18 protein-coding genes are annotated in these 23485 nt (G+C 69.7%); 6 read left to right on the top strand and 12 right to left on the bottom strand.

Annotated elements, in window-relative coordinates; all coding sequences use genetic code 11:
* Nucleotides 1-89: 89 nt before the first annotated feature.
* From ACGFR7_RS05915 to ACGFR7_RS05905, 3 genes are all read right to left on the bottom strand, one after another.
* Nucleotides 90-683: a DUF6113 family protein gene (locus ACGFR7_RS05915; RefSeq protein ID WP_393313524.1), complete on the bottom strand. Its 594-nt coding sequence runs from the start codon at nucleotides 681-683 to the stop codon at nucleotides 90-92.
* A complete protein-coding gene (mshB, locus tag ACGFR7_RS05910) occupies nucleotides 680-1666 on the bottom strand; it encodes an N-acetyl-1-D-myo-inositol-2-amino-2-deoxy-alpha-D-glucopyranoside deacetylase (RefSeq protein WP_393313521.1) in 987 nt (328 codons plus the stop codon). The genes ACGFR7_RS05915 and mshB overlap by 4 nt, the downstream gene beginning before the upstream one ends.
* Nucleotides 1667-1777: 111 nt before the next feature.
* Complete coding sequence (locus tag ACGFR7_RS05905) at nucleotides 1778-1972, bottom strand: hypothetical protein (RefSeq protein ID WP_328384777.1); 195 nt, start codon at nucleotides 1970-1972, stop codon at nucleotides 1778-1780.
* A 236-nt stretch (nucleotides 1973-2208) separates the two neighbouring features.
* Here ACGFR7_RS05905 and ACGFR7_RS05900 point away from each other — a divergent pair, with 236 nt between their 5' ends.
* Nucleotides 2209-4398 (top strand): prolyl oligopeptidase family serine peptidase, encoded by a 2190-nt coding sequence (locus ACGFR7_RS05900; protein ID WP_393313518.1) that lies wholly within the window; start codon nucleotides 2209-2211, stop codon nucleotides 4396-4398.
* Nucleotides 4399-4480: 82 nt separating this feature from the next.
* On the opposite strand, the gene ACGFR7_RS05895 is transcribed toward ACGFR7_RS05900, so the two are convergent.
* The gene (locus ACGFR7_RS05895; protein WP_393313515.1) at nucleotides 4481-5605 is read right to left on the bottom strand and encodes a hypothetical protein; all 1125 of its coding nucleotides are present in this window, start codon (nucleotides 5603-5605) and stop codon (nucleotides 4481-4483) included.
* 482 nt (nucleotides 5606-6087) lie between these two features.
* Between ACGFR7_RS05895 and ACGFR7_RS05890 the strand changes: the two genes are divergently transcribed.
* From ACGFR7_RS05890 to ACGFR7_RS05870, 5 genes are all read left to right on the top strand, one after another.
* Nucleotides 6088-7122, top strand: coding sequence for an ABC transporter permease (locus ACGFR7_RS05890; RefSeq protein ID WP_393313512.1), 1035 nt, complete (start codon nucleotides 6088-6090; stop codon nucleotides 7120-7122).
* 105 nt (nucleotides 7123-7227) lie between these two features.
* Nucleotides 7228-9027 carry an ABC transporter substrate-binding protein gene (locus ACGFR7_RS05885; protein ID WP_393313509.1) on the top strand — a complete coding sequence of 600 codons (1800 nt, stop codon included), beginning with the start codon at nucleotides 7228-7230 and terminating at the stop codon, nucleotides 9025-9027.
* A gap of 124 nt (nucleotides 9028-9151) precedes the next feature.
* Nucleotides 9152-10123 carry an ABC transporter permease gene (locus ACGFR7_RS05880; protein ID WP_393313506.1) on the top strand — a complete coding sequence of 324 codons (972 nt, stop codon included), beginning with the start codon at nucleotides 9152-9154 and terminating at the stop codon, nucleotides 10121-10123.
* Between the two features lie 11 nt (nucleotides 10124-10134).
* Entirely contained in the window at nucleotides 10135-11196 is a 1062-nt protein-coding gene (locus ACGFR7_RS05875; protein ID WP_393313503.1) for an ABC transporter ATP-binding protein, read from the top strand.
* Nucleotides 11197-11208: 12 nt separating this feature from the next.
* On the top strand, nucleotides 11209-12348 hold the full coding sequence (locus tag ACGFR7_RS05870; RefSeq protein WP_393313500.1) for an ABC transporter ATP-binding protein: 1140 nt from the start codon (nucleotides 11209-11211) through the stop codon (nucleotides 12346-12348).
* A 64-nt stretch (nucleotides 12349-12412) separates the two neighbouring features.
* On the opposite strand, the gene ACGFR7_RS05865 is transcribed toward ACGFR7_RS05870, so the two are convergent.
* The 8 genes from ACGFR7_RS05865 to ACGFR7_RS05830 all read right to left on the bottom strand — a co-directional run bounded on the left by ACGFR7_RS05865 (nucleotide 12413) and on the right by ACGFR7_RS05830 (nucleotide 23387).
* Entirely contained in the window at nucleotides 12413-13477 is a 1065-nt protein-coding gene (locus ACGFR7_RS05865; protein ID WP_393313497.1) for an ABC transporter ATP-binding protein, read from the bottom strand.
* Nucleotides 13464-14504 (bottom strand): ABC transporter ATP-binding protein, encoded by a 1041-nt coding sequence (locus ACGFR7_RS05860; RefSeq protein ID WP_393313494.1) that lies wholly within the window; start codon nucleotides 14502-14504, stop codon nucleotides 13464-13466. Before ACGFR7_RS05860 ends, ACGFR7_RS05865 begins: the two co-directional genes overlap by 14 nt.
* A gap of 11 nt (nucleotides 14505-14515) precedes the next feature.
* A complete protein-coding gene (locus ACGFR7_RS05855; protein ID WP_392373578.1) occupies nucleotides 14516-15505 on the bottom strand; it encodes an ABC transporter permease in 990 nt (329 codons plus the stop codon).
* Entirely contained in the window at nucleotides 15498-16421 is a 924-nt protein-coding gene (locus ACGFR7_RS05850; protein ID WP_393313491.1) for an ABC transporter permease, read from the bottom strand. The genes ACGFR7_RS05855 and ACGFR7_RS05850 overlap by 8 nt, the downstream gene beginning before the upstream one ends.
* 27 nt (nucleotides 16422-16448) lie before the next feature.
* The gene (locus ACGFR7_RS05845) at nucleotides 16449-18068 is read right to left on the bottom strand and encodes an ABC transporter substrate-binding protein (RefSeq protein ID WP_393313488.1); all 1620 of its coding nucleotides are present in this window, start codon (nucleotides 18066-18068) and stop codon (nucleotides 16449-16451) included.
* Nucleotides 18069-18397: 329 nt separating this feature from the next.
* Complete coding sequence (locus tag ACGFR7_RS05840; RefSeq protein ID WP_393313485.1) at nucleotides 18398-18730, bottom strand: antibiotic biosynthesis monooxygenase family protein; 333 nt, start codon at nucleotides 18728-18730, stop codon at nucleotides 18398-18400.
* A gap of 186 nt (nucleotides 18731-18916) precedes the next feature.
* The gene (gene typA, locus ACGFR7_RS05835; protein WP_393313482.1) at nucleotides 18917-20788 is read right to left on the bottom strand and encodes a translational GTPase TypA; all 1872 of its coding nucleotides are present in this window, start codon (nucleotides 20786-20788) and stop codon (nucleotides 18917-18919) included.
* Between the two features lie 187 nt (nucleotides 20789-20975).
* Complete coding sequence (locus tag ACGFR7_RS05830; protein ID WP_393313479.1) at nucleotides 20976-23387, bottom strand: ABC transporter family substrate-binding protein; 2412 nt, start codon at nucleotides 23385-23387, stop codon at nucleotides 20976-20978.
* Between the last annotated feature and the right edge of the window lie 98 nt (nucleotides 23388-23485).

Genomic DNA, 23485 nt, shown 5'->3' with positions numbered 1-23485 from the left:
AGCGTACGAACACCGCCGCCACGGGCGAACCCCCGGTACCCGGTCCGTTCACCCCGACCCGCGCGGCATCCGTCCCGGTATGGGCCACGTCATCCGCCAACTCGCCCGTACCGGGCGCCCGTCGTGCGCATCTGCGCGGCGGTGGCACAGATCACAGCGACCAGGATGCCGCCCAGCAGGAAGATGTACGAACCGACCCCCGCGCCGAAAAGAAAGTCGCCTTCCGGCCGGACGTTGCCGAGCAGCAGGAACACCGTCACCAGCCAGGCCCCTCCGGGCACCAGCACGCCCGCGGAGGTGCCGGTCGCCCGGACGCCGCCGTAGAAGAGCCCGCCCACGCCGGCCAGCGCCAGCACCAACCCACCGGGGAACCAGGCCGCTTGCACCAGCGTTCCGGCGAAGGCGACCACCACGCCCGCGACCAGAAGAAGCACATACATCCCCACCCGTCCCGGCGTCAGCGGCGCGGTCAGCGCGGCACCGGCCGACGGCACCACGGGGGCACCGGACCGCGCACCGGGCGCAGTGGCCGAGCCGGCCCTCGCCCGCTGCCCCTTGCCGGAGGCCGCGCCACCCTTGCCGCCGGAGGACGAGCCGCCCCCGCCGGAAGCCGCGCCGCCCTTACCGGCAGCCGCCCGGCCGTTTCCTTCCGCGCCGCCCCCGCCGCCCTTCGCCGTACTCATTCCGCCGCCTCCTCGATCCGGACACTCTCCCCCATACCCACCGTTTCGCTCACACCCGCGAAAAGATCGCCCTCGTGTGCGCCGACCGGGGCGCCCGGGACGCCGTGCACCAGCCGATAGTGTTCCGAGCCGAACAGCGGCTGGCCCAAGTCGTTGGAGAGCGCGAAGAACGGCCCGTCGACCGCGATCTGGGTGTAGTGCGCCCGCATCGCCGCGGTCTTGGCGGCGATCTGCGCAGGATCGCCGTGGAGGGCCGCCGTGACCTCGGAATCCGGCACCACGCCCGGCACGTCATCGACGGTGGCGACTCCGGGGAAGCGGTGACCGGCCGTGTGCAGCCGCGCGAAGCCCGCCTCGACCACGGACCGGGGGGTGCAGTTCCAGTAGATCTTGCCGATCGCATGCGCACCGCCCAGCTCGGGCCGGAAATCCGCCTGCGCGGCCAGCTCGGCGCCGCGCATCGCGACTCGGTGAGCCTGGATGTGATCGGGGTGGCCGTACCCGCCATCCGGGTCATAGGCGACCAGGACCTGCGGCCTGACCTCACGGATCACGGCCACCAGATCGGCGGCCGCCTCGTCGAGCGGGGCCTGCCAGAAGGCGTCCGGCCGCTCGTTTTGCACCGCGCCCATCATCCCGGAGTCCCGGTAGCGGCCAGGGCCGCCGAGGAAGCGGTGGTCCGTGACGCCCAGGGCCTCCATCGCGGCGGCCAGCTCGCCGGCGCGGTACGGACCGAGGGTGTCGTCACGGTCCGGCGCGAGGTGCGCGAGCTCGGGCGGGATGACCTCGCCCTCCTCGCCGAGCGTGCAGGTCACCAGGGTGACCAGCGCGCCTTCGGCCGCGTACTTGGCCATGGTCACGCCGTTGACGATCGACTCGTCGTCGGGGTGCGCATGCACCAGCAGCAGCCGGCGGGAAAAAGCCGGGCTCGAAGGGCTTCCCCCGGAGGGGACCGACCGGGACGGGGCGGGCTGAGGACTCATACCGACAGCCTACGAGCCGCCCGCCCCGCCTCCCACGGGCGATCCCGGCCGCCCCCCCGCACGCCCGGCCGGAGGGCGGGCATGCGACGGAGGGGGCCGGGCGAGGGCCGGTCAGAACTTGATGTTCCCGAGCATGCCTGCGACGTTCGTCGTCAGCTGCTTGATCGTCGGCGCGATGGACGAGCTGGCCAGATAGAAGCCCAGCAGCATGCACACAAAGGCATGCGGGGCCTTCAGTCCGGACTTCTTGACAAGCAAGAAGACGATGATCGCCAGCAGCACCACCGCCGAAATCGAGAGTGCCACGGCGGCTCACCTCCAAGTACTCGGGGTCCGGACAGAGTTGCTGGCACACGGGCCGTCTCCACGAACCCGCGCACCGGGTATGCCATGGGCTCTTTACCCCGTACCCACGACACCCAAGAGATCATAACTTTCCGGCCTAGCGCATAAGTCGGAGCACGGAAGCAGAACGGGGGCGCACACGATCTTCACGAGCGCGACCACGGTGAGCCGGTCCCCGTCCCCCTTAGGCTCGGGCCATGACCGGACAGCCTTCGTTCCCGCGGCAATACGCCCGTACGCAGCGCTTCACCCTGGGCGCACCGCGCGGCTACGCCCTCTCCCCCGACGGCGCGCGTGCCGTCTTCCTCCGTTCCCGTTCGGGCACCGACCGCAGCCAGCAGTTGTGGGTGCTCGATCTGGAAACCGGACGGGAGATCCCGGCCGCCGATCCGCAGGCCCTGCTGGCCGGGGCGCAGGAGGACCTTCCACCACAGGAGCGGGCCCGCCGCGAGCGCAGCCGGGAGAGCTCGGCGGGCATCGTCGGCTATGCGACGGACGCCGCCGTGGAGTTGGCGGCGTTCACCCTCTCCGGCCGGCTGTTCGTCTGCGAACTGCGGGCCGGCACCACCCGTGAACTCCCCGTCCAGGGACCGGTCGTGGATCCCCGCCCCTCTCCGGACGGCCGGCAGGTGGCCTTCGTGGCGGACGGCCGGCTGCGGGTGGTCGCGGTGGACGGCGCCACGACCTCGGACGGGGACGGCGGCACTCCCGCGGGCGCCGGACCGGCGGACCGGGTGCTGGCCGAGCCCGACGGGCCGGAGGTGACCTGGGGGCTCGCGGAGTTCATCGCGGCCGAGGAGATGGGCCGCTACCGGGGCTTTTGGTGGTCTCCGGACAGTGCTGCGGTGCTGGCGGCGCGGGTCGACGAGGCGCCGGTGCAGCGCTGGTGGATCGCCGACCCCGCCCATCCGGACCAGGAGCCCGTACGGGTCGCGTACCCGGCGGCGGGCACCCGCAACGCCGGGGTCACGCTGACGCTGTTCGGCCTGGACGGCTCGCGCACGGACATCGGCTGGGACACCGAGCGCTACCCCTACCTTGCGCGCGTCCACTGGTCGGCGGCCGGGCCGCCGCTGCTGCTCGTCCAGGCCCGCAACCAGCGCGACCAGCGTTATCTGGCCGTCGACACCGCGACCGGTACGACCAGGACGGTGCACGAGGAGGAGGACGAGGCGTGGGTCGAGCCGTTCCCCGGGGCGCCGGCCTGGACGCCGGACGGACGGCTGGTGCGGATCTCGGACGAGGGCGGCGCGCGCAAACTGTTCGTCGGCGCCCGCCCGTTGACCGGCGCGCCGCTGCACGTCCGGGCCGTTCTCGACATCGGCGAGGACGATGTCCTGTTCTCCGCGAGCGGCACCGACATGCACGACATCGGCGTCTACCGCGCCTGGTTCCGCGGCAGCGGTGACCAGGGCGGCTGGGAGCGGGTCGGCGAGCGCGCGTATCCGACGGTGTCCTCCGCGGTGCGCGGTGGCGCGGTGACCGTGCTGTCGCAGGCGTCGCTGGAGCGGCCCGGCGCCCAGGTGGACGTGGTGCGGCTGGATCCGGACGGCGGCGAGAAGGTCCTCGCGTCCATCGGCTCGTGCGCCGAGGAGCCGGTGCTGACCGCCCGCCCCCGTCTCGTCCTGGCGGGGGAACGCCGGATTCCGTGCGCGGTGCTGCTGCCCACCGGATATCAGGAGGACGACGGTCCGCTGCCGGTGCTGATGGACCCCTACGGCGGTCCGCACGGCCAGCGGGTGGTGGCCGCGCACCACGCCCATCTGACCTCCCAGTGGTTCGCCGACCAGGGGTTCGCGGTGATCGTTGCGGACGGCCGGGGCACCCCGGGCCGCTCCCCCGCGTGGGAGAAGGCGATGTGCCGCAATGTCGCGGAGGTCGCCCTCGACGACCAGGTCCATGCCCTCCAGGCACTGGCCGGATCCTTTCCCCTGGACATGGAGCGGGTGGCGATCCGCGGCTGGTCCTTCGGCGGCTATCTCGCGGGGCTCGCGGCGCTGCGCCGCCCCGATGTCTTCCATGCGGCGGTGGTCGGTGCGCCGGTGACCGATCTGCGTCTGTACGACACCCATTACCAGGAGCGGTATCTCGGCCACCCGGACGAGGACCCGGCCGTCTACGCCGCGAACTCGCTGATCACGGACGAGGGGCTGTCCGGGGCGCAGGAGCCGCACCGCCCGATGCTGATCGTGCACGGCCTCGCGGACGACAACGTCGTGGTGGCGCACGCACTGCGGCTCTCCTCGGCGCTGCTGGCGGCGGGCCGCCGGCACGAGGTGCTGCCGCTGTCCGGCGTGACGCACATGGCCTCGCAGGAGCAGGTGGCCGAAAACCTGCTGCTGCTCCAGGTGGACTTCCTCAAGCGGTCGTTGGGGATGACGCCCTGAGGGCGTAGCGCCTCACGGCCCCCGAGGACGTCACGCGCACGGAAGGCGCCTCACCGGAGGGCATCTCCCCGGACGAGGCGTCTCACCAACCGGGCGGCAGTCTGGACGGCGGGGGCGGGGCGTGCGGGGGCCGCGCCTCGCCCGGGGCGGAGCCGTACGCCAGCACACCGTCCGTGAGGTGGGAGACATCCGGTGTGCCGGGGCGGGCCGCCGCGATCAGCGCGGCCAGCCCGGCGGCCGCCACGAAGGCCGCGGTGCCCATCTCCAGCCGGGCCCAGGCCGGCAGCGCGCCGAGGCGGCCGAACTCCCCGGTGCGTACGGCGAAGGCGAGCGCCACGGCTCCGTGCACCAGCAGCAGGGCCGCGGCCGTCATCGCCGCGGGACGGGCCCAGGGCGCGCGGCGCAGTACGGCGGCCGCGGCCCCCAGGGCCAGCAGCGCGAGGGCCGCCGCCTGCCAGTGCACCGGGGGCTGCAGCAGGGCGCGGAAGACGGACGCATCCCCGAGCAGCCCCTTGCGGTAGACGTCCCCGTCGAGCCGCTGCTGCCAGTGGATCTCCCAGCCGGCCACGGCGAGGCCGGCGGCGCCCAGGAGCACACCGGCCGTCACGGCCGCTCCCCGGTACGGCCGGCCGGGCCGCTCGGGGCCCGCTCCGGACGGCACCGCGTGGACCACTCCATAGGCCGAGGACGCCACCAGAGGCAGCCCGCGCGCGGCGTGCCGCGCATACCGGTCCGCCCGGCCGTCCCGTCGCCGGCCCGCCACGACCACCACGATCAGCACGACCGCCAGGGCGAGCTGGGTGATCGCGGTCAGCCGCGCCCGCGCCGTGAGTCCGCCCTCCAGCCCCTGGAGCCAGCCGGCCCCCAGCATCCACACCAGCGGGAGGCGCAGCACTACGGTCGCGGCCGCCAGGGAGAGCAGTGCACCCGCGGCCACGGACGACTGGACGGCGCTGCGCACCGTGGCGACCGCGACGACGAGCGCGCCGAGCGTCAGCAGCGGGTCGAGCGCCGAGGTCGCCCAGGCGGTGAATTCCCGCGGCCGGCGCGCCTCGCCCAGCCAGGTCCACCACACGTCCGCGCCGTGCTGGGCGATCGTCAGGTCCCGGATGATCCAGCCCGCGGTGAGCAGCGCGAGCAGCAGGCATACCAGCGCACCGATGCCGCGTGCGCCGCGGGTGAGAACGCCGTCCCGCGTTGTGGACACGGCCAGCCCCCGTCCGTGTCGATGTACTGGGTGGTCCTGGGCGGCCCCGTGGAGGGCGCCTACCGCAGGTCTACTCCAGACCCGGCGCAGGGACAACAGAGCCGCAGTCAGCGGTGGACGAAATGTGCACAAAACAGCAACCGGCCGGAACGCCGTCTGGCGCTCCGGCCGGTCTACGGCACCCGCACGGCCGTACGTTGTTCATCATGGCGCGTCCGTATATCGGTGTTGCGACAGTGAAGTTGCCTTCATGTTAAAGACGTTCGTACCGATATGTCCCCCATGCCGTATATCACGCCCACCTGTCAAGCACGCCGTGGCGTCAACTTGCGCAACGTTCGCTCAAGAAGTAGACGACCTGTTCACGAGCACACCCGACCCCCTTGACTCCGCCACAAATCACTTGCGAAAGTCCGCTCATCCAGCGGTGCATTCGGTGCCGCTTCATGTTCCAAGAGAACTCGGCGCGGGGGCACTTCGCGATGACTAGTCCATCCCAGACCGCGGCTACCACGTCCGACACACCAGGACTTGGGCCCGAAGGTCTGAAGAAGGGAAAGACGGGCAAGGGCGGTGAGCTCGTCGGCCGTTCGCCCGGACAACTGATGTGGAGACGCTTCAAGCGGGACCGCACCGGTGTCGTCTGTGCCGTCATCGTGCTGGCCTTCTTCGTCGTCTCCGCGCTCGCTCCGGTGATCGCCTCGGTGTACGGCAAGAACCCCTACACCTTCTACGGCAACGAAGACCCGAGCCTCTTCGACGGGTTCGGCTATCCGATGGGTGCCAACGGCGGGATCTCCGGCGACTTCTGGTTCGGCATCGAGCCCGCGCTGGGCCGTGACCTGTTCACCAACCTGCTCTACGGCATGCGGATGTCCTTGGGCATCTCGGTGGCGGTGACCATCCTCGTGGTGATCACCGGCACCCTCCTGGGCGTCACGGCCGGCTATCTGGGCGGCAAGACCGACTACTGGCTCGGCCGGGTCATCGACTTCCTGCTCGCCTTCCCCAGCCAGCTGACCTTCGTGGCCTTCATGCCCGTGGTCGTCGCGTTCTTCATCCCGCCGGGCGACGAGACCCCCACCTATGTGCGCGTCGTCGCGCTGATCCTGGTGCAGTGGGCGCTGGGCTGGATGGGTCTGGCCCGGCTGCTGCGCGGCCAGGTGCTGTCGCTGCGCGAGCGGGAATTCGTCGAGGCCGCGAAGATCACCGGCGCCTCCCCCTGGCGGATCATCCGCAAGGAACTGCTCCCCAATGTGGTCACGCCCATCCTGGTGCAGGCCACCTACATGCTCCCGCTGTTCGTCACGGCGGAGGCCGGCCTGTCCTATCTGGGCGTCGGCATCATGGAGCCGACCCCGGACTGGGGGCGGCTGTTCCACACGGCCGGCATGGTCTACGAGAACGACCCGACCTTCCTGCTCTTCCCCGGCGCCGCAATGGTGATCTTCGTGCTGTGTTTCAACCTGCTCGGGGACTCGGTCCGGGACGCCTTCGACCCCAAGTCCGGGCGCTGATCGTCCATGTGAGGGGGGCGGCTGCCACCCCCGCGCCGGGCTCGTACCCGGATGCGTCAGGCAGCACATCTGGACAACAACCGACAGGCAGGTGCTTGGAACCTCATGAACGCACTTTCTACGCGCAGAGCACGCGCGACGGTCGTGGCCCTGGCGGCCGCCTCCCTCGCGCTCACCGGCTGCAGCGGCGGCGGCGGTACCGGCAAGGACGACTCGCAGACGGACAAGGACGCCGCGGCGCAGGCCAAGGCGGTGCCGCTGGGCAAGGCCTCCGACTCCACCGGCCCGGCCGCCGAGGTCAAGGGGTCCCGCAAGGGAGGCACCATCCGTGTCTACCAGCGTGACAGCTTCAATCACCTGGACCCGGCGCAGATGTACGTCAGCGACCTCGGCGACCTGTCCAAGCTGATCTTCCGTGGTCTGACCACGTACAAGCAGGACGACAAGGGCAACAAGACGGTGGTCGGCGACCTCGCCACCGACGCGGGCCAGATGTCGGACGGCGGCAAGACCTGGAAGTACACGCTCAAGGACGGCGTCAAGTTCGAGGACGGCCAGCCGATCACCTCGAAGGACATCCGCCACACCATCGAGCGGATGTACGCGAAGTTCATCACCGACGGGCCGTCCTACCTCCAGACGTGGCTGTCGGGTGAGGGGACCACGTACCGCAAGGCACTGCCGGACGGTCCGTACAAGGGCGACCACCTGCCCAAGAGCGTCCTGGACACCCCGGACGCCAAGACCGTCATCTTCCACTTCCAGAAGCCGCAGTCGCAGGTGCCCTACGCGCTCGCCATCGCGGGCTACAGCGCCGTCCCGGACAGCGCGAAGGACACCAAGGAGAACTACGACGTCAAGCCGGTTTCCTCCGGCCCGTACAAGTTCGCCTCCTTCAAGGAGGGCAAGTCGGCGAAGCTGGTGCGCAACACCCACTGGGACCCGAAGACGGACCCGGCGCGCCACCAGTACGTCGACGGCTACGACATCACCTTCAACCACCAGTTCTCGGACTCCACCAAGCGGCTGATGGCCGATCAGGGCGAGGCCAAGAACGCGATCAGCTTCAGCAACGCGGTGGAGCCGACGCAGACCAAGCAGGTGCTGGACAACCCCAGCGCCAGCAAGCGGACGGTGCAGGGCTACCAGCCCTACGTCTGGCAGATGAACATGAACATGGACCGCATCAAGGACAAGAAGATCCGCGATGCGATCACCTACGCCATGCCGAGCGCCCAGATCGTCCGCATCAACGGCGGCAGCTACGGTGGTGAGGTGGCCGGCGGTCTGCTCGCCCCGACCGTGGCGGGCTACGAGAAGGGCTACGACCCGTACGGGAAGCTCAAGCACCCCAACGGTGAGCCGGAGAAGGCCAAGAAGCTCCTCAAGGAGGCCGGCAAGACGGGCATGAAGCTCGTCTACGCCTACTCCAACACCGAGATCCGCCAGAAGGAAGCCGCGGTCGTCGAGGACGCGCTGAACAAGGCCGGCTTCAACGTCCAGAAGAAGGAGGTCGACTCCTCCTCCTGGTACCAGCAGATGGGCAAGGTCGACAACGGCTTCGACATCTACATGACCGGCTGGGGCCAGGACTGGGCGGACGCCTCCACCGTCATTCCGCCGTCGTACGACCCGCGGCAGATCCAGGACGGCGCGGCCAACTACTCCCACATCCGTGACAAGCACGTCAGCTCCGAGATCGACCGGATCGAGAAGATCACGGACCTCACGAAGCAGACCGCGGAGTGGCAGAAGCTGCACCACTACATCGTGGAGAAGATCAACCCGGCCGCTCCGGTCTTCTACACCAAGGTGCTCCAGCTGTACGGCTCCAACGTCGGTGGTACCCGCTACAACAGCGACACCAACTACCTGGACCTGAACACGCTGTACCTCAAGAAGTAAGCAGCAGCAAGCACCGGAAGGCGGTCCGGAGAGCGCGCGGCACGGCGGAGCGCGCGCTCTCCGGGGCCTTCCCCGCCACCCTCACTCCCCACTGCCGCCGCCGTCCTGAGAGCAGCGAACTGCCATGCTTCCCTTCCTATTCCGCCGGATCCTCGGCGCGGTCATCATCCTTCTCCTGCTGAGCGCCTTCACCTTCTTCATCTTCTTCTCCACGGGTGACCCGGCGATGATGGCGTGCGGCAAGAACTGCACGACCGACAACGTCGCCCTGATCCACCACAACCTCGGTCTCGACAAGCCCCTGACGACGCAGTACTGGGACTTCCTCGTCGGCATCTTCGCGGGGCGCGACTACAGCGTCGGGCACTGCAGCGCTCCCTGCTTCGGCTACTCCTTCGCCACCCACCAGGACGTCTGGGCGACGATGATGGACCGGCTGCCGACCACGGCGTCGCTGGCCATCGGCGGCGCAATCGCCTTCCTGGTCATCGGCCTGGGCGCCGGTCTACTGGCCGCCTGGAAGAAGGGCTCGCTGCTGGACAAGACCGTCACCGGCGCGTCCATGGTGCTCAGTTCGGTACAGATCTACATCCTGGGCCCGATCGTCCTCGGCATCTTCGTCTACAGCGGCCTCATGGGCTCGCCCAAGTACGTGGACTTCACCAGCAACCCGGCCGGCTGGTTCATGGGTCTGCTGCTGCCGTGGCTGGTGATGTCGACGATCTTCACCGCCCAGTACACCCGTATGGCGCGCTCAACGATGATCGAACAGCTCCAGGAGGAGCACGTCCGTACGGCCAAGGCCAAGGGCATGCCGGCGCGTTATGTCTTCCTGCGCTATGCCTGGCGGGGTTCGCTGATCCCGATCGTCACGATCCTGGGCATCGACCTCAGCTCGCTGTTCGGCGGCGCCATGATCACCGAGTACACCTTCTCGCTGGCGGGCCTGGGCCGCCTGGCGATCAACTCCGTCACCACCCTCGACCTGCCCATGATCCTGGGCGTGCTGATCTTCAGCGCCGCCCTGATCCTGGTGTTCAACATCATCGTGGATGCGACGTACGCCCTCATCGACCCGCGCGTGCGCCTGTCCTAGGAGAGCCTGAAGTGACCACACTCACCAAGACCGAGGGCACGCCGGTCCCGACCGGATCGGACCCCTTCCTGTCCGTCCGCGACCTGCAGGTGCGGTTCTCCACCGAGGACGGCATCGTCAAGGCGGTCGACGGCCTCTCCTTCGACCTGGAACGCGGCCAGACGCTCGGCATCGTCGGAGAGTCGGGTTCCGGCAAGTCCGTCACCAACCTCGCCGTTCTGGGCCTGCACGACCCGAAGGCCACCGAGATCGGCGGCGAAATCGTCCTGGACGGCCAGGAGTTGACCGGAGCCCGGGAGAAGGCCCTGGAAAAGCTCCGCGGCAACAAGATGGCCATGATCTTCCAGGACGCGCTGACCGCCCTGTCGCCGTACTACACGGTCGGCCGGCAGATCGCCGAGCCGTACATCAAGCACACCGGTGTCAGTAAGCGCGAGGGCCGGCAGCGCGCCATCGAGATGCTGACCAAGGTCGGCATCCCGCAGCCCACGCTGCGGGTGGACGACTATCCGCACCAGTTCTCCGGCGGTATGCGCCAGCGCGCCATGATCGCCATGGCGCTGGTCTGCAACCCCGAGCTGCTGATCGCCGACGAGCCGACCACCGCCCTGGACGTCACCGTCCAGGCGCAGATCCTCGACCTCCTCAAGGACCTGCAGCAGGAGTTCGGCTCCGCGATCATCCTGATCACCCACGACCTCGGCGTGGTCGCCAACACCGCGGACGACCTGCTGGTGATGTACGCGGGCCGGGCGGTGGAGCGGGGCTCCGTCAAGGAAATCCTCACCCAGCCCCGGCACCCGTACACCTGGGGCCTGCTGAGCTCCATGCCGCGGCTCTCCTCCGACGTCAGCGAGGCGCTGCACCCGATCCCCGGGTCACCGCCGAGCCTGCTCAACCCGCCGTCCGGCTGCGCCTTCAACCCGCGCTGCGGCTTCACCGGCGAGGTCGGCGGTGCGCGCTGCACCGAGGAGCGGCCGCTGCTGGAGCTGGGGCGCGCCGCCGCGTGCCACCTGAGCGCCGAGCAGAAGCAGACCTTCTTCACCGAGCAGATCAAGCCCCGGCTGGGCTAGGGAGCGACCACCATGGCAGACAACGTCACCCTCCCGGCGCCTCGCGACGCCGCGCCCGTCCAGGGCGAGCCGCTGCTCACCGCCGAGGGCCTTACCAAGCACTTCCCGATCTACGGCGGATTCCCGTTCAAGCGGAAGGTCGGTGCGGTCCAGGCGGTCGACGGGCTCGACCTGACCGTGCACGCCGGCGAGAGCTTCGGTCTGGTCGGTGAGTCGGGCTGCGGCAAGTCCACCACCGGACGGCTGCTCACCCGGCTGATGGAGCCGACCTCCGGAAAGATCACTTACGCGGGCCAGGACATCACCCACGCCGGCCGCAAGGAACTGGCACCGATCCGGTCCGAGATCCAGATGATCTTCCAGGACCCGTATGCCTCGCTCAACCCGCGGCAGACGGTGGGCACCATCATCGGCGGCCCGATGGAGATCAACGGGATCAACCCGCCCGGCGGCCGGGAGAAGCGGATCCGTGAGCTCCTGGAGACCGTGGGTCTCAACCCGGAGCACTACAACCGCTTCCCGCACGAATTCTCCGGCGGACAGCGGCAGCGCATCGGCGTGGCCAGGGCGCTCGCCCTGGAGCCGAAGCTGATCGTCGCCGATGAGCCGGTCTCCGCGCTCGATGTCTCGATCCAGGCGCAGGTCGTCAACCTGCTCCAGAAGCTGCAGCGCGAGCTGGGCATCGCGTTCCTGTTCATCGCCCACGACCTGGCGATCGTGCGGCACTTCAGCGAGCGGGTCGCGGTGATGTACCTCGGCAAGATCGTCGAGGTGGGCGACCGCGACGAGATCTACAACCGGCCGCGCCACCCGTACACCCACGCCCTGCTCTCGGCGGTGCCCGAGGCCAAGCTGGTGGAGGACGAGGAGGAGGACCGCGAGCGCATCCGCCTCGCCGGTGACGTCCCCTCCCCCGTCAACCCGCCCTCGGGCTGCCGGTTCCGTACGCGGTGCTGGAAGGCACAGGACAAGTGCGCGACCGAGGAGCCGCCGCTCGTCCAGATCACCGGGAACAAGGCCGGCCACCTCACGGCCTGCCACTTCCCCGAGGAGCCGACGACCGCGGCCCGCGACGAGGACATCATCCTCGACCCGGCGCTGGCGGCGATGGAGGACGCCGAGCCGGCCGACGAGGCCGGCACGACCGACTAGGGACGGCAGCCGCACGAACCGGAGCCCGCTTCCCCCACGGGAGGCGGGCTCCGGCTCGTCCCACTCACTCGCTCGCCACCACCTGCCGCTCCTCGGCGAAGTGACATGCCGAGGCGTGCCCGGCCGGCCCCTTCGTCTCCCGGAATTCCCGGGGCACTTCCAGCGCCGGCACCACGTCCGCGCACAGCTGCCGGGCCTTCCAGCACCGCGTGCGGAAGCGGCAGCCGGAGGGCGGGGCGGCGGGCGAGGGGACATCGCCCGCCAGCAGGATGCGCTCGCGGTGGCTGCGGGCGTCCGGGTCGGGGACGGGAACGGCGGACAGCAGGGCCTGGGTGTACGGGTGGGTGGGGTGCTCGTAGATCTGCTCGCCGGTACCGGTCTCGGCGAGCCGGCCCAGGTACATCACCGCGACCCGGTCGGAGATGTGCCGTACGACGGACAGGTCGTGGGCGATGAAGACGTACGACAGGTCGAACTCGTCCTGCAACTGCTCCAGTAGGTTGACCACTTGGGCCTGGACGGAGACGTCCAGCGCGGAGACCGGTTCGTCGGCGACGATGATCTCCGGGCGCAGCGCGAGGCCGCGGGCGATACCGATGCGCTGGCGCTGGCCGCCGGAGAACTGGTGCGGATAGCGGTTGATGTACTCGGGGTTGAGCCCGACCACGTCCAGGAGTTCCCTGACCCTTCTGCGGCGGTCTCCCTTGGGGGCCACCTCGGGGTGGATCTCGTACGGCTCGCCGATGATGTCGCCGACGGTCATCCGGGGGTTCAGGGAGGTGTAGGGGTCCTGGAACACCATCTGGATATTGCGGCGTACGGCCCGCAGGGCCCGCCCGGAGAGGGTGCTGATGTCCTCCCCGCGGTACCGGATCTGACCTGCCGTCGGCCGCTCCAGGCCGACCAGCAGCTTGGCGACCGTGGACTTGCCGCAGCCCGATTCGCCGACGATGCCGAGCGTTTCGCCCTGGTGGAGGTCGAAGGAGACACCGTCGACGGCCCGTACCGCGCCGACCTGTTTATGGAAGAGCACGCCCCGGGTGAGCGGGAAGTGTTTGACCAGGTCGCGGATCTCCAGCAGCGGTGCCGTCGTACCGGCCGCCGGGGTGGCACCTTCACCGGGCCCCATCGAGCGTCTCCTTCCAGAAGTGGCAGGCGCTGGCCCGGCCGGGCCCGGCCTCGTAGAGCGGCGGAGGGTCGGTGCGGCAGACGTCCTGGGCCAGCGGGCAGCGCGGGTGGAAGGGGCAGCCCGGCGGGATGGCGGTCAGATTGGGCGGCAGGCCCTTGATCGCGTACAGCCGCTGCCCCTTCTGGTCCAGCCGTGGGATGGATTCCAGCAGACCGCGGGTGTACGGGTGCGCGGGCGCCCGGTAGAGCTGGTGGACGGGGGCGGTCTCGACGATCCGGCCCGCGTACATCACCGCGATGGTGTCGGCGACGTCCGCGACCACCCCGAGGTCATGGGTGATCAGGATCAGCCCCATGGTGAGCTCGCGCTGCAGCTCCGCCAGCAGGTCCATCACCTGCGCCTGGACGGTGACGTCCAGCGCCGTGGTCGGCTCGTCGGCGATGATCAGGTCGGGGCCGAGGGACAGCGCCATCGCGATCATGATGCGCTGGCGCATCCCGCCGGAGAACTGGTGCGGATAGTCGCCCACCCGCTGCCGGGCCGCCGGGATGCCGACCCGTTCCATCAGCTCCACGGCCCTGTGGCGGGCGTTCTTACGGGACATCCCCTCGTGGACCTCGAACATCTCCCCGAGCTGCGCCCCGACGGTGAGGACCGGGTTCAGTGCGGACAGCGAATCCTGGAAGATCATCGCCATCTTGGCGCCGCGGACCTTCCGCCGCTCCTCCTTGCGCAGGGTGAGCAGATCGCGCCCCTGGAAGATGATCTCGCCGCCGGTGACGAACCCCGGCGGCGAGTCGAGGATGCCCATCACGGCCTGGGCGGTGACGGACTTGCCGGATCCTGACTCCCCGAGCACCGCCAGCGTCTGCCCCGGCGCCACCCGGTAGCTGACGCCGTTGACGGCCTTCGCCACGCCGTCGCGGGTACGGAACTCGACCCGCAGATCGCGCACGTCGAGCAGGGCCGCCTCCGCGAGCGCCGTGCCGCCGCCCGCGGGCCTGCTGCCCGCGTCCTCGTGCGTCATCTTCCGGCTCCTCAGCGCAGCTTGGGGTCGAGGGCGTCGCGCACCGCGTCGCCGAGCATGATGAACGCCAGCACCGTGATGCTCAGTGCGCCCGCGGGCCACAGCAGCATGTGCGGCGCGCTGCGGATGTAGGTGGAGGCCGTGGAGATGTCGATGCCCCAGGAGACGGTGGGCGGTTTCAGGCCCGCGCCGAGGTAGGAGAGCGTCGCCTCCAGCGCGATGTACGTGCCGAGCGCGATGGTGGCGACGACGATGACCGGTGCGACGGCGTTGGGTGCGATGTGCCGCAGCAGCATCCGCCCGTTGCCGGCGCCCAGCGCCCGCGCGGCCTGGACGTAGTCGTTCTGCTTGGCGGTGACGACGGAGCCGCGGGCGATTCGGGAGACCTGCGGCCAGCCGAGCAGCACGATGAAGCCGACCACCGGCCAGACCGTGCTGCTGGTGACGACCGAGAGGAAGACCAGACCGCCGAGGATCACCGGGATGCCGAAGAAGATGTCGGCGAGCCGGGAGAGCAGGTTGTCCCCCCAGCCGCCGAAGAAGCCGGCCAGCCCGCCCAGCAGGCTGCCGAGCAGCGCCGCGCCGGTCGTGGCGCAGACGCCGACGGTGATGGAGGCGCGGGCCCCGTAGACCACCCGGGTGTAGACGTCACGGCCCTGGGTGTCGAAGCCGAAGGGGTGGCCGGGCTGGGAGCCCTGCTGTGCCTTGGCGAGGTCCGCGCGGTACGGGTTGCCGGTGGCGATCAGCTGCGGCCAGATCGCGATGATCACCAGGAACACGATGACCAGCGCGGAGACCACGAAGACGGGGTTGCGGTACAGATCGTGCCAGGCGTCGCTCCACAGGCTGCGGGGCTTGCCGGGCTCCTTGCCGGGCGGTCCGGCGCCCGGCGGGGCCGCACCGGGCCGCCGCTCCAGCGACTCCGCCTCGCCGATGGCCAGCGCGGCGGAGCCGCCGTCGCCGTGGCCGATGGCTTCCTTGGGGACGTAGGGCTCAGGCATAGCGGATCCTCGGGTCGAGGACGGCGTACAACAGGTCGACGAGGAGGTTCGCCAGGAGGAAGACCAGCACCAGGATCGTCACGAAGCCCACGACCGTCGGCGAGTTCTGCCGCAGGACTCCCTGGTAGAGCTGGAAGCCGACGCCATGGATGTTGAAGATGCGCTCGGTGACGATCGCGCCGCCCATCAGGGCGCCGATATCCGTACCGATGAAGGTGACCACCGGGATCAGCGAATTGCGCAGCAGATGGCGGGTGATGACCCGGTGGCGGGGCAGGCCCTTGGCGAGGGCCGTACGGACGTAGTCGGCGCGGGCGTTCTCCGCGATCGAGGTCCGCGTCAGCCGGGTGACGTAGGCGAGCGAGACCAGGGCCAGCACCAGCCCCGGCAGCAGGAGTTCGTTCAGTGGCGCTTCGGGGGCGACGGACGGCGCGGCCCAGCCCCACTGCACCCCGAACAGGAACTGCAGCAGATAGCCGCTGACGAATGTCGGAATGGACACCACGACGAGGGTGAGGACGAGGACCGTGGTGTCGATGTCCCGGCCGCGGCGCAGCCCGCTGAACACCCCCAGCACGATGCCCGCCACCATTTCGATCACGATGGCGATGACCGTCAGCCGCAGGGTGACGGGAAAGGAGGAAGCCATCAGCTCGGTGACCGACTGGCCGTTGAACGCGGTGCCGAAATTCCCCTGGAAGATCTGGTCCATGTAGTGCAGATACTGCTTCCACAGCGGCTCGTCGAGGTAGAGGTCGCGGCGGATCTGTGCGGCGGTGGCGGGGTCGGGGGCCCGGTCGCCGAACATCGCGGCCACGGGGTCGCCCAGTGCGTAGACCATGAAGAAGATCAGGAATGTGCTGCCGATGAACACCGGGATCATCTGGAGCAGCCGCCGGATCACATAGCGTCCCATGAAGCGTCAACCTCCCTCACACCGCAGTCAGTTGACCTTGATCTCGTTGTAGACGGGCACACTGAAAGGGTTCAGTGCCACGTTGCTGATCCGGTCGGAATAGCCGGCGCTGCCGTTCTGGTACCAGAGCGGAATGGCCGGCATCTGCTGGGCGAGGATCTTCTCCGAGTCCTGGAACGTCGCGACGGCCCGGCCGGTCTCCGTCGCCGCGTTCGCCTCGTTCACCAGCTTGTCGAAGGCGCGGTTGCTGAACTTGCCGTCGTTGGAGGAGGCGTCGGTGTAATACAGCGGCTGCAGGAAGTTCTGGATCAGCGGATAGTCCATCTGCCAGCCGGCCCGGAACGGTCCGGTCATCCGCCTGGCCGTGATCTTGTTCCGGAAGTCGGCGAAGGTCCCGACCGGGTTGCCGACGCAGGCATTGTCGTCCCCCAGCGACTTGTTGACGCTGTTGCAGAGGGCGTCGACCCAGTCCTTGTGGGAGCCCGTATCGGCGTTGTACGAAAGGGTCATCGTCCCGCCGGGAATGCCGCCCCCCTCCTTGATCAGCTGCTTTGCCCTGGCCGGGTGGAACACACAGGCGTCGCCGCACAGCCCCGCCTTGTACCCGCCCTTCGCCCCCAGCACCGGCGAGGTCCAGTCGGTGGCGGGGGTGCGGGTCCGCTGGAAGATCTCCCGGGTGATCTGGTCCCGGTCGATCGCCATGGACAGACCGCGCCGCATCTTCTCCGCGCCCGGGTGGTTCCACCGCTTGTCGTACATGGGGAAGGCCAGGGTCTGGATGATCCCGGCCGGCTGGTTGATGTAGCGGCCCCCGAGGTCCGTCTTCACATGCCCCAGCTGCGCGGCGGGCACATCGTCGACCAGGTCGAGATTGCCCGCCTGCAGATCGGTGTAGGCGGTGTTGTTGTCCGTGTAGACCCGCAGGTCGATTCCGCCGTTCCGCGCCGGATCGTCACCCGGGTACTTCCCCCATTTCCGCATCCGCAGCACGGACCCCTTGTCATAGGAGTCCACGAGATACGGGCCGTTCCCGACAGGATTCCCGAGCCAGGCGTCATGATGGCGGAAGAACGCCCGCGGAAGCGGCATGAAGGCCGCGTAACCCAGCGTGTCGGGCCAGCCGGAGAATTTCTGGTTGAGTTTGACGGTGAAGGTGTGGTCGTCCTTCACCACCAGCCCCGACATGGTCCTGGCCCGCGGACGCCCGCTGTCCGGATGCACCTGCGCAAAGCCGTCGATGTAGGAGAAGAACGCCGCGTTCTTCTGCCTGTTGCTCAGCAGCGCACCATAATTCCAGGCATCCACGAAGGACCGGGCCGTGACCTTTTCCCCGTTACTGAAGGTCCAGCCCTTCTTCAGCGTCACCGTGAAATTCCGCGAATCCTTCGTCTCGATGCGGTCGGCAATCACATTCTCCGCCGCGCCGGTCTTCGGGTTGTAGCGCTTGAGCCCCCGGAACAGCATCTCCAGAACCTTGCCGCCCTGGACCTCATTGGTGTTCGCCGGCTCCAGCGGATTCTGCGGATCGCCCCAGGACGAGCTGACCACTCCGGAGCGGCCTGCGCCGGCCCCGCCCCCGCAGGCCGTGGCCACGAGGGCGACGACGACGGCGCAGCCGCCCCACTTCGCGCGCGTGGCTCTCCGCATGACGCCTCCTCAGGTCCGGATCATGCCTAGCCACATCAGAGCGCAAAGGGGGACGTACCGCACTTCGGCGGCGACCGCCACTGCTCCGAAGACCGGAGAAAACCCTCGGATGCCCGAGCGGGGGCGGAGCGGAGGAGCCCCCGGAAGAGACCCGGGAAAGCCCGGAGGAGCCCGGGGGGAGAGCCCGGTGAAGCCAGGGAGCCCGGAGGACCCGGGAGCCCGGAGAAGCCCGAGGAGCCCCGGGGAGAGCCCCGCGAAAGCCCCGCGAAGGCCCGGGGAAGGCTCCGGGAGAGGTCCGGGGCGCACCCCGGTCCTCTCCCCGGCAGTCCCTATATGTGATGCACGGACTCCACCGCGAACAGTCGCGGATCGAACCCCTCCGCCAGCGCCGCGGCCTGGGTCATGTGCTCCTGCGCGGTCGGGTCGGCCAGCATCGTCCGGAAGTGCTCCTCGCTTTCCCACTGCGCGTAATTGACGACCCGTTCGCCGTCCGCGCTCGCGTGGATGTTCGCCGAGATGAACCCCGGCCGGTCCTTCATCGTCTCCTCGGTGGCCCGGCTGAGCACCGCCACCAGCTCCGCCTGCCGCTCGGGCAGGACGGTGAACACATTGATGAGCGTGGCGATCTCGCGCCCGGTCTCGATCCTCGTTGTAGCTGCCATACCGACAGTCTGCCCCCGACCACTGACAACGCGGCCGTGGCCGGGATGCCGCAGCCGCGGAGCCCCTGCCGCCACCCCCCGCGCGAGCCGCCCCCGCCCTGCCCGGATACGGAAACGGGGCGCCCCTCACGCGGAGGGGCGCCCCGTTTCCCCGGGCCGGTGTCCCGGCCCGGACCACCGTCGGTGTTACCGCTTGGCGCGCGACGCGGTGCGGCCGCGCTCCTTCTGGTCCAGGACGACCTTGCGGATACGGACCGTCTCCGGGGTGACCTCGATGCACTCGTCGTCGCGGCAGAACTCCAGCGACTGCTCCAGGGAGAGCTTGCGCGGCGGGACGACGTTCTCGGTGGTGTCCGCCGAAGCCGCACGCATGTTGGTGAGCTTCTTCTCCTTGGTGATGTTCACGTCCATGTCGTCGGAGCGCGAGTTCTCACCGATGATCATGCCCTCGTACACCTCGGTGCCCGGCTCCGTGAAGATCACGCCGCGCTCCTGGAGGTTGATCATCGCGAACGGCGTGACCGAACCGGCGCGGTCCGCGACCAGCGAACCGTTGTGGCGGGTGCGCAGCTCGCCGAACCACGGCTCGTGGCCCTCGAAGAGGGAGTGCGCGATGCCCGTACCGCGGGTCTGGGTCAGGAACTCCGTACGGAAGCCGATCAGGCCACGCGACGGCACGATCCACTCCATACGGATCCAGCCGGAACCGTGGTTGGTCATGGTCTCCATACGGCCCTTACGGGTCGCCATCAGCTGCGTGATCGCGCCCAGGTGCTCCTCGGGGGAGTCGATCGTCAGGCGCTCGATCGGCTCGTGCAGCTTGCCGTCGACCTGCTTGGTGACGACCTCGGGCTTGCCGACGGTGAGCTCGAAGCCCTCCCGGCGCATGGTCTCGACGAGGATCGCCAGCGCCAGCTCGCCACGGCCCTGGACCTCCCAGGCGTCGGGACGCTCGGTGTCCAGGACACGGAGCGAGACGTTACCGATCAGCTCCTTGTCCAGGCGGTCCTTGACCTGGCGGGCGGTGACCTTGTGGCCCTTGCCGCCCTTGCCGACCAGCGGCGAGGTGTTCGTACCGATGGTCATCGAGATGGCCGGCTCGTCGACCGTGATCAGCGGCAGCGCGACCGGGTTCTCCGGGTCGGCCAGCGTCTCGCCGATCATGATGTCCGGGATACCGGCGACGGCGCAGATGTCACCGGGGCCGGCCTTCTCGGCGGGCTTGCGGGTGAGCGCCTCGGTCATCATCAGCTCGGTGATGCGGACGTTGGACATGGTGCCGTCACGCTTGATCCACGCGACGGTCTGGCCCTTCTTCAGCTCGCCCTGCTCGACACGGAGCAGCGCGATACGGCCGAGGAAGTTGTCCGCGTCGAGGTTGGTGACGTGGGCCTGGAGCGGGGCGTCGGCGTCGTACTCCGGCGCCGGGGCGTGCTCCAGCAGCGTGGTGAAGAACGGCTGGAGGTTCTCGCTGTCGGCCGGGACGGTGCCGTCCTCCGGCTTGGTCAGCGAGGCGACGCCGTCACGGGCGCAGGCGTAGACGATCGGGAACTCGATCTGGTCCTCGTCCGCGTCCAGGTCCAGGAAGAGGTCGTAGGTCTCGTTGACGACCTCGTCGATCCGGGAGTCGGGGCGGTCGGTCTTGTTGATGCACAGGATGACCGGCATCCGGGCCGAAAGGGCCTTGCGGAGCACGAAGCGGGTCTGCGGGAGCGGACCCTCGGAAGCGTCGACCAGCAGGACGACCGCGTCGACCATCGACAGACCGCGCTCGACCTCGCCACCGAAGTCGGCGTGGCCGGGGGTGTCGATGATGTTGATCGTGATCGGGTCCCCGCCGTCCTTGGGGTGATACTTCACCGCCGTGTTCTTGGCGAGGATCGTGATGCCCTTCTCACGCTCCAGGTCGTTGGAGTCCATCATCCGGTCGTCGAGCTTCTCGGCGGCGTGCTCGGCGAACGCGCCGGCCTGCTTGAGCATGGCGTCGACGAGGGTCGTCTTCCCGTGGTCGACGTGGGCGACGATGGCTACGTTACGAATGTCGTGGCGCGTGGGCATACTGGCGGCGCTTCTCCCGGAATCGTGGGTGGCGGCACGTCCATCCGGTACGCGCGCCTGCCGGGCATAACCAAGCCACGGCCTCACCCCATCGTACGGGGCTGCGGCGGCATTGGCCGCCGCAGCCCGTACCTACGCCGTCTGACCTGCGGTTTCTTACCTTTTATTCGCCAGGGTGGCTGCCCTGCTACATCTGGTAACCGATGTCCTGGAAGCGGGGCGTGGCGAAGCCGAAGGCGCCGACGTTGGCAAGCGTCTTCTTCGTGGCCACCAACTCGGGCCGCTGGTAGAGCGGAATCGATCCGGCGGCCGCCCAGATCCTGGCGTCGGCCTGCTCGACCAGCGTGTGCGCGGCGTTCTCGTCCAGCTCGGAGGCGGCCTGGTCGAAGAGCTGGTCGATGTGGTCGGTGCCGACCCGGGTGTAGTTCTGCTCGACGGTCAGCGAGCCGTCGGGCGCGGGCTGCGGCTTGGCGTAGATCGGCCGGGCGTCGGTCGCCGGGTAGGCGGTGCCGGGCCAGGAGTACAGCGCCAGGTCGTAGTCGCCGGAGGCGATGTGGTCCTGGAAGTAGCTGGCGTCGGAGACCCGCTGGAGGGAGGTCTGTACGCCGATCTTGCCGAGCATTTCGGCGATCTGCCGTCCGACGGTGCGCAGCTGTGCGGAGCCGGCCCCGTCGGGGAGCACGAAGCGCAGGGTGAGGGGCCTGCCGTTCTTCTTGACGGCGGCGATCTTGGCCCCCTTGTGGCCGGCCGGCCGCGGTGCGAAGGCCGCGTCGGCGGGCCGCTCGGCGGCCGCGCGCAGGGCGCCCGGGTGGCCGCCGGACCCCGGCAGATTCGGGGCCTGCCCGGTCTCGATCAGCTCGGCCGCGCCGAGCGTCTGTGCCGCGCGCTTCTTGTACTGCTTGTACCTGGCGTACGCCGCGGACCCGGTGTCACCGTCCGCTTGGTCCTTCTCGTTGGCTGCCGCCTCCTTGTAGAACGAGGCGCTCTGCCGCAGCAGGGCTGCCTGCTGGACCTCGGAGCCGACCGCGCCGGTGAAGGACAGTGGGGCCTCGGCGGCGGCGGGCCGCATGCCGTCCCGCCGGCCGCCGTTGGCGGGCGGGGCGGCATGGCCGTGGCCGGAGCGGGCCGGGTTGCGGTCGTCGGCATCCCCGTCGTCCCCGCCGTCGGGCCGGTCGCCGGCCCGCTCGTCCCCGTAGCGGTCGTCCGAGGTGTCGTAGCCGTCCTCGTCGGCGGCGCGGCCCGCACCGGGCGCCGGTGCGCCCGCCTTCTCGCCTGCCTGCTGGCGGTCGGTGTCGTCGCTCTTCCAGCCGGCCTCCGCGAGCAGCGCCTTGGCCGCCCCGGTGTCCTGGCCGCCGAGCGCATCGCTGTGATCCTGGTAGCCGTGCTGCTCGGCCATCAGCAGATGGCTGCCGAGCGGCCTGGACGGCAGGTCGAGCGGCTTGAGGACGGTGTCCGCGAGCTCCTGGCGGTCGAGGGCGCGGGCCACCGCGCGGCGCACCCGGTCGTCGGCCAGCGGCCCGCTGCTGCCGTTGAGGGCGAGCTGGGTGTAGGCGGGCTCCAGGGCCCTGCGGATGGTGTAGCCGCGCAGTACGAGGTTCTTCGCGGCGGCGGCCTTGGCGTCCGAGCGGGCCCCGGCCCGCTTCCCCTCGTCCTGCGGGCCCGCGTTGCCGTCGCCGCGCTCGTGGGGGCCCGCGGAGGCGGCGCGCCGGGCGGAGGCGACCCGCTTCGCGGCGGCCTGGTCGACCGCGGCGACGTCGATGCTCCCGTCCGCGAGCGCCGCGGCCCGCTTGTCGCCGGGCAGCGACTGCAGGACGATCCTCTTGAGCATGGCGGGATCGCCCCACCACTTCGGGTTGCGTACGAGGACGACGCGCCCCTCCTTGGCGTCCCGCTTCTGGAAGAGGAACGGCCCGGCGCTGACACTCAGTTGCTCGCGGGCGCCGTCGTTGAAGGCGTCGGCGCTGCCCATCACGCTCTTGGGGTAGAGCGGGGTGAACAGCGACTCCCAGTCGGCGTAGGGGCGGGCGAAGGTGACCTTGACCTCGTGGGAGTCCGCGCCCTGTTCGACCTTGCCGATGCGGTCGTAGCCGGCATTGCGGGCGGTCCAGAACGCGTTGTCCTTGCCGCGCAGCGCGGTCCACTGGGCGATGAAGTCGGCGGCGGTGACCGGCCTGCCGTCGCTCCACCGCGCCTTGGGGTTGATCTTGTAAGTGACGACCTGCTTGGGGTCGCGGGCGCTGATGTCCGCGGCGTCCAGGTAGTCGGCGTTGCGCTGCGGCCTGCCGTTCGCGTCGATGGTGAACATGCTGGGCAGCACCGCGCCGGTGATCCGCGTGGTGGCCGCGTTGGCGTCGGCCTGGAAGGCGTTCAGCGTGCCGGGCATCGCGTCGACGGCCCAGCGCAGGGTGCCGCCCTTCTTCAGTTCGCCGCGGGGCGCGGGGGCGATGTCCTGGGATGTGGCGACGGACGTGTCCCGGGCCTCGTCACTGCATCCGGTCAGGGCCGGCAGCGGGAGCAGCACCCCGGCCGCGACGAGCGCGGCACACCGGCGCCTGCGGCACGCCGCGCGGCGGCCTGAGGGGTGGTCGTGGTCGGTCATGACGGTTACCTCCGGGCTCGCCCGCGCCGCGCCGTGCGCCGCCTGGGGCCTGACCGGCGCACCACGTTCGGCCGACTTTGGGGCTCATCACATCTATG

Source organism: Streptomyces sp. NPDC048516 (genome assembly GCF_043199875.1).
Classification (GTDB): domain Bacteria; phylum Actinomycetota; class Actinomycetes; order Streptomycetales; family Streptomycetaceae; genus Streptomyces.
The sequence above is the reverse complement of the archived record's forward strand: the minus strand, read 5'-3'. Positions and strand labels throughout refer to the sequence as shown.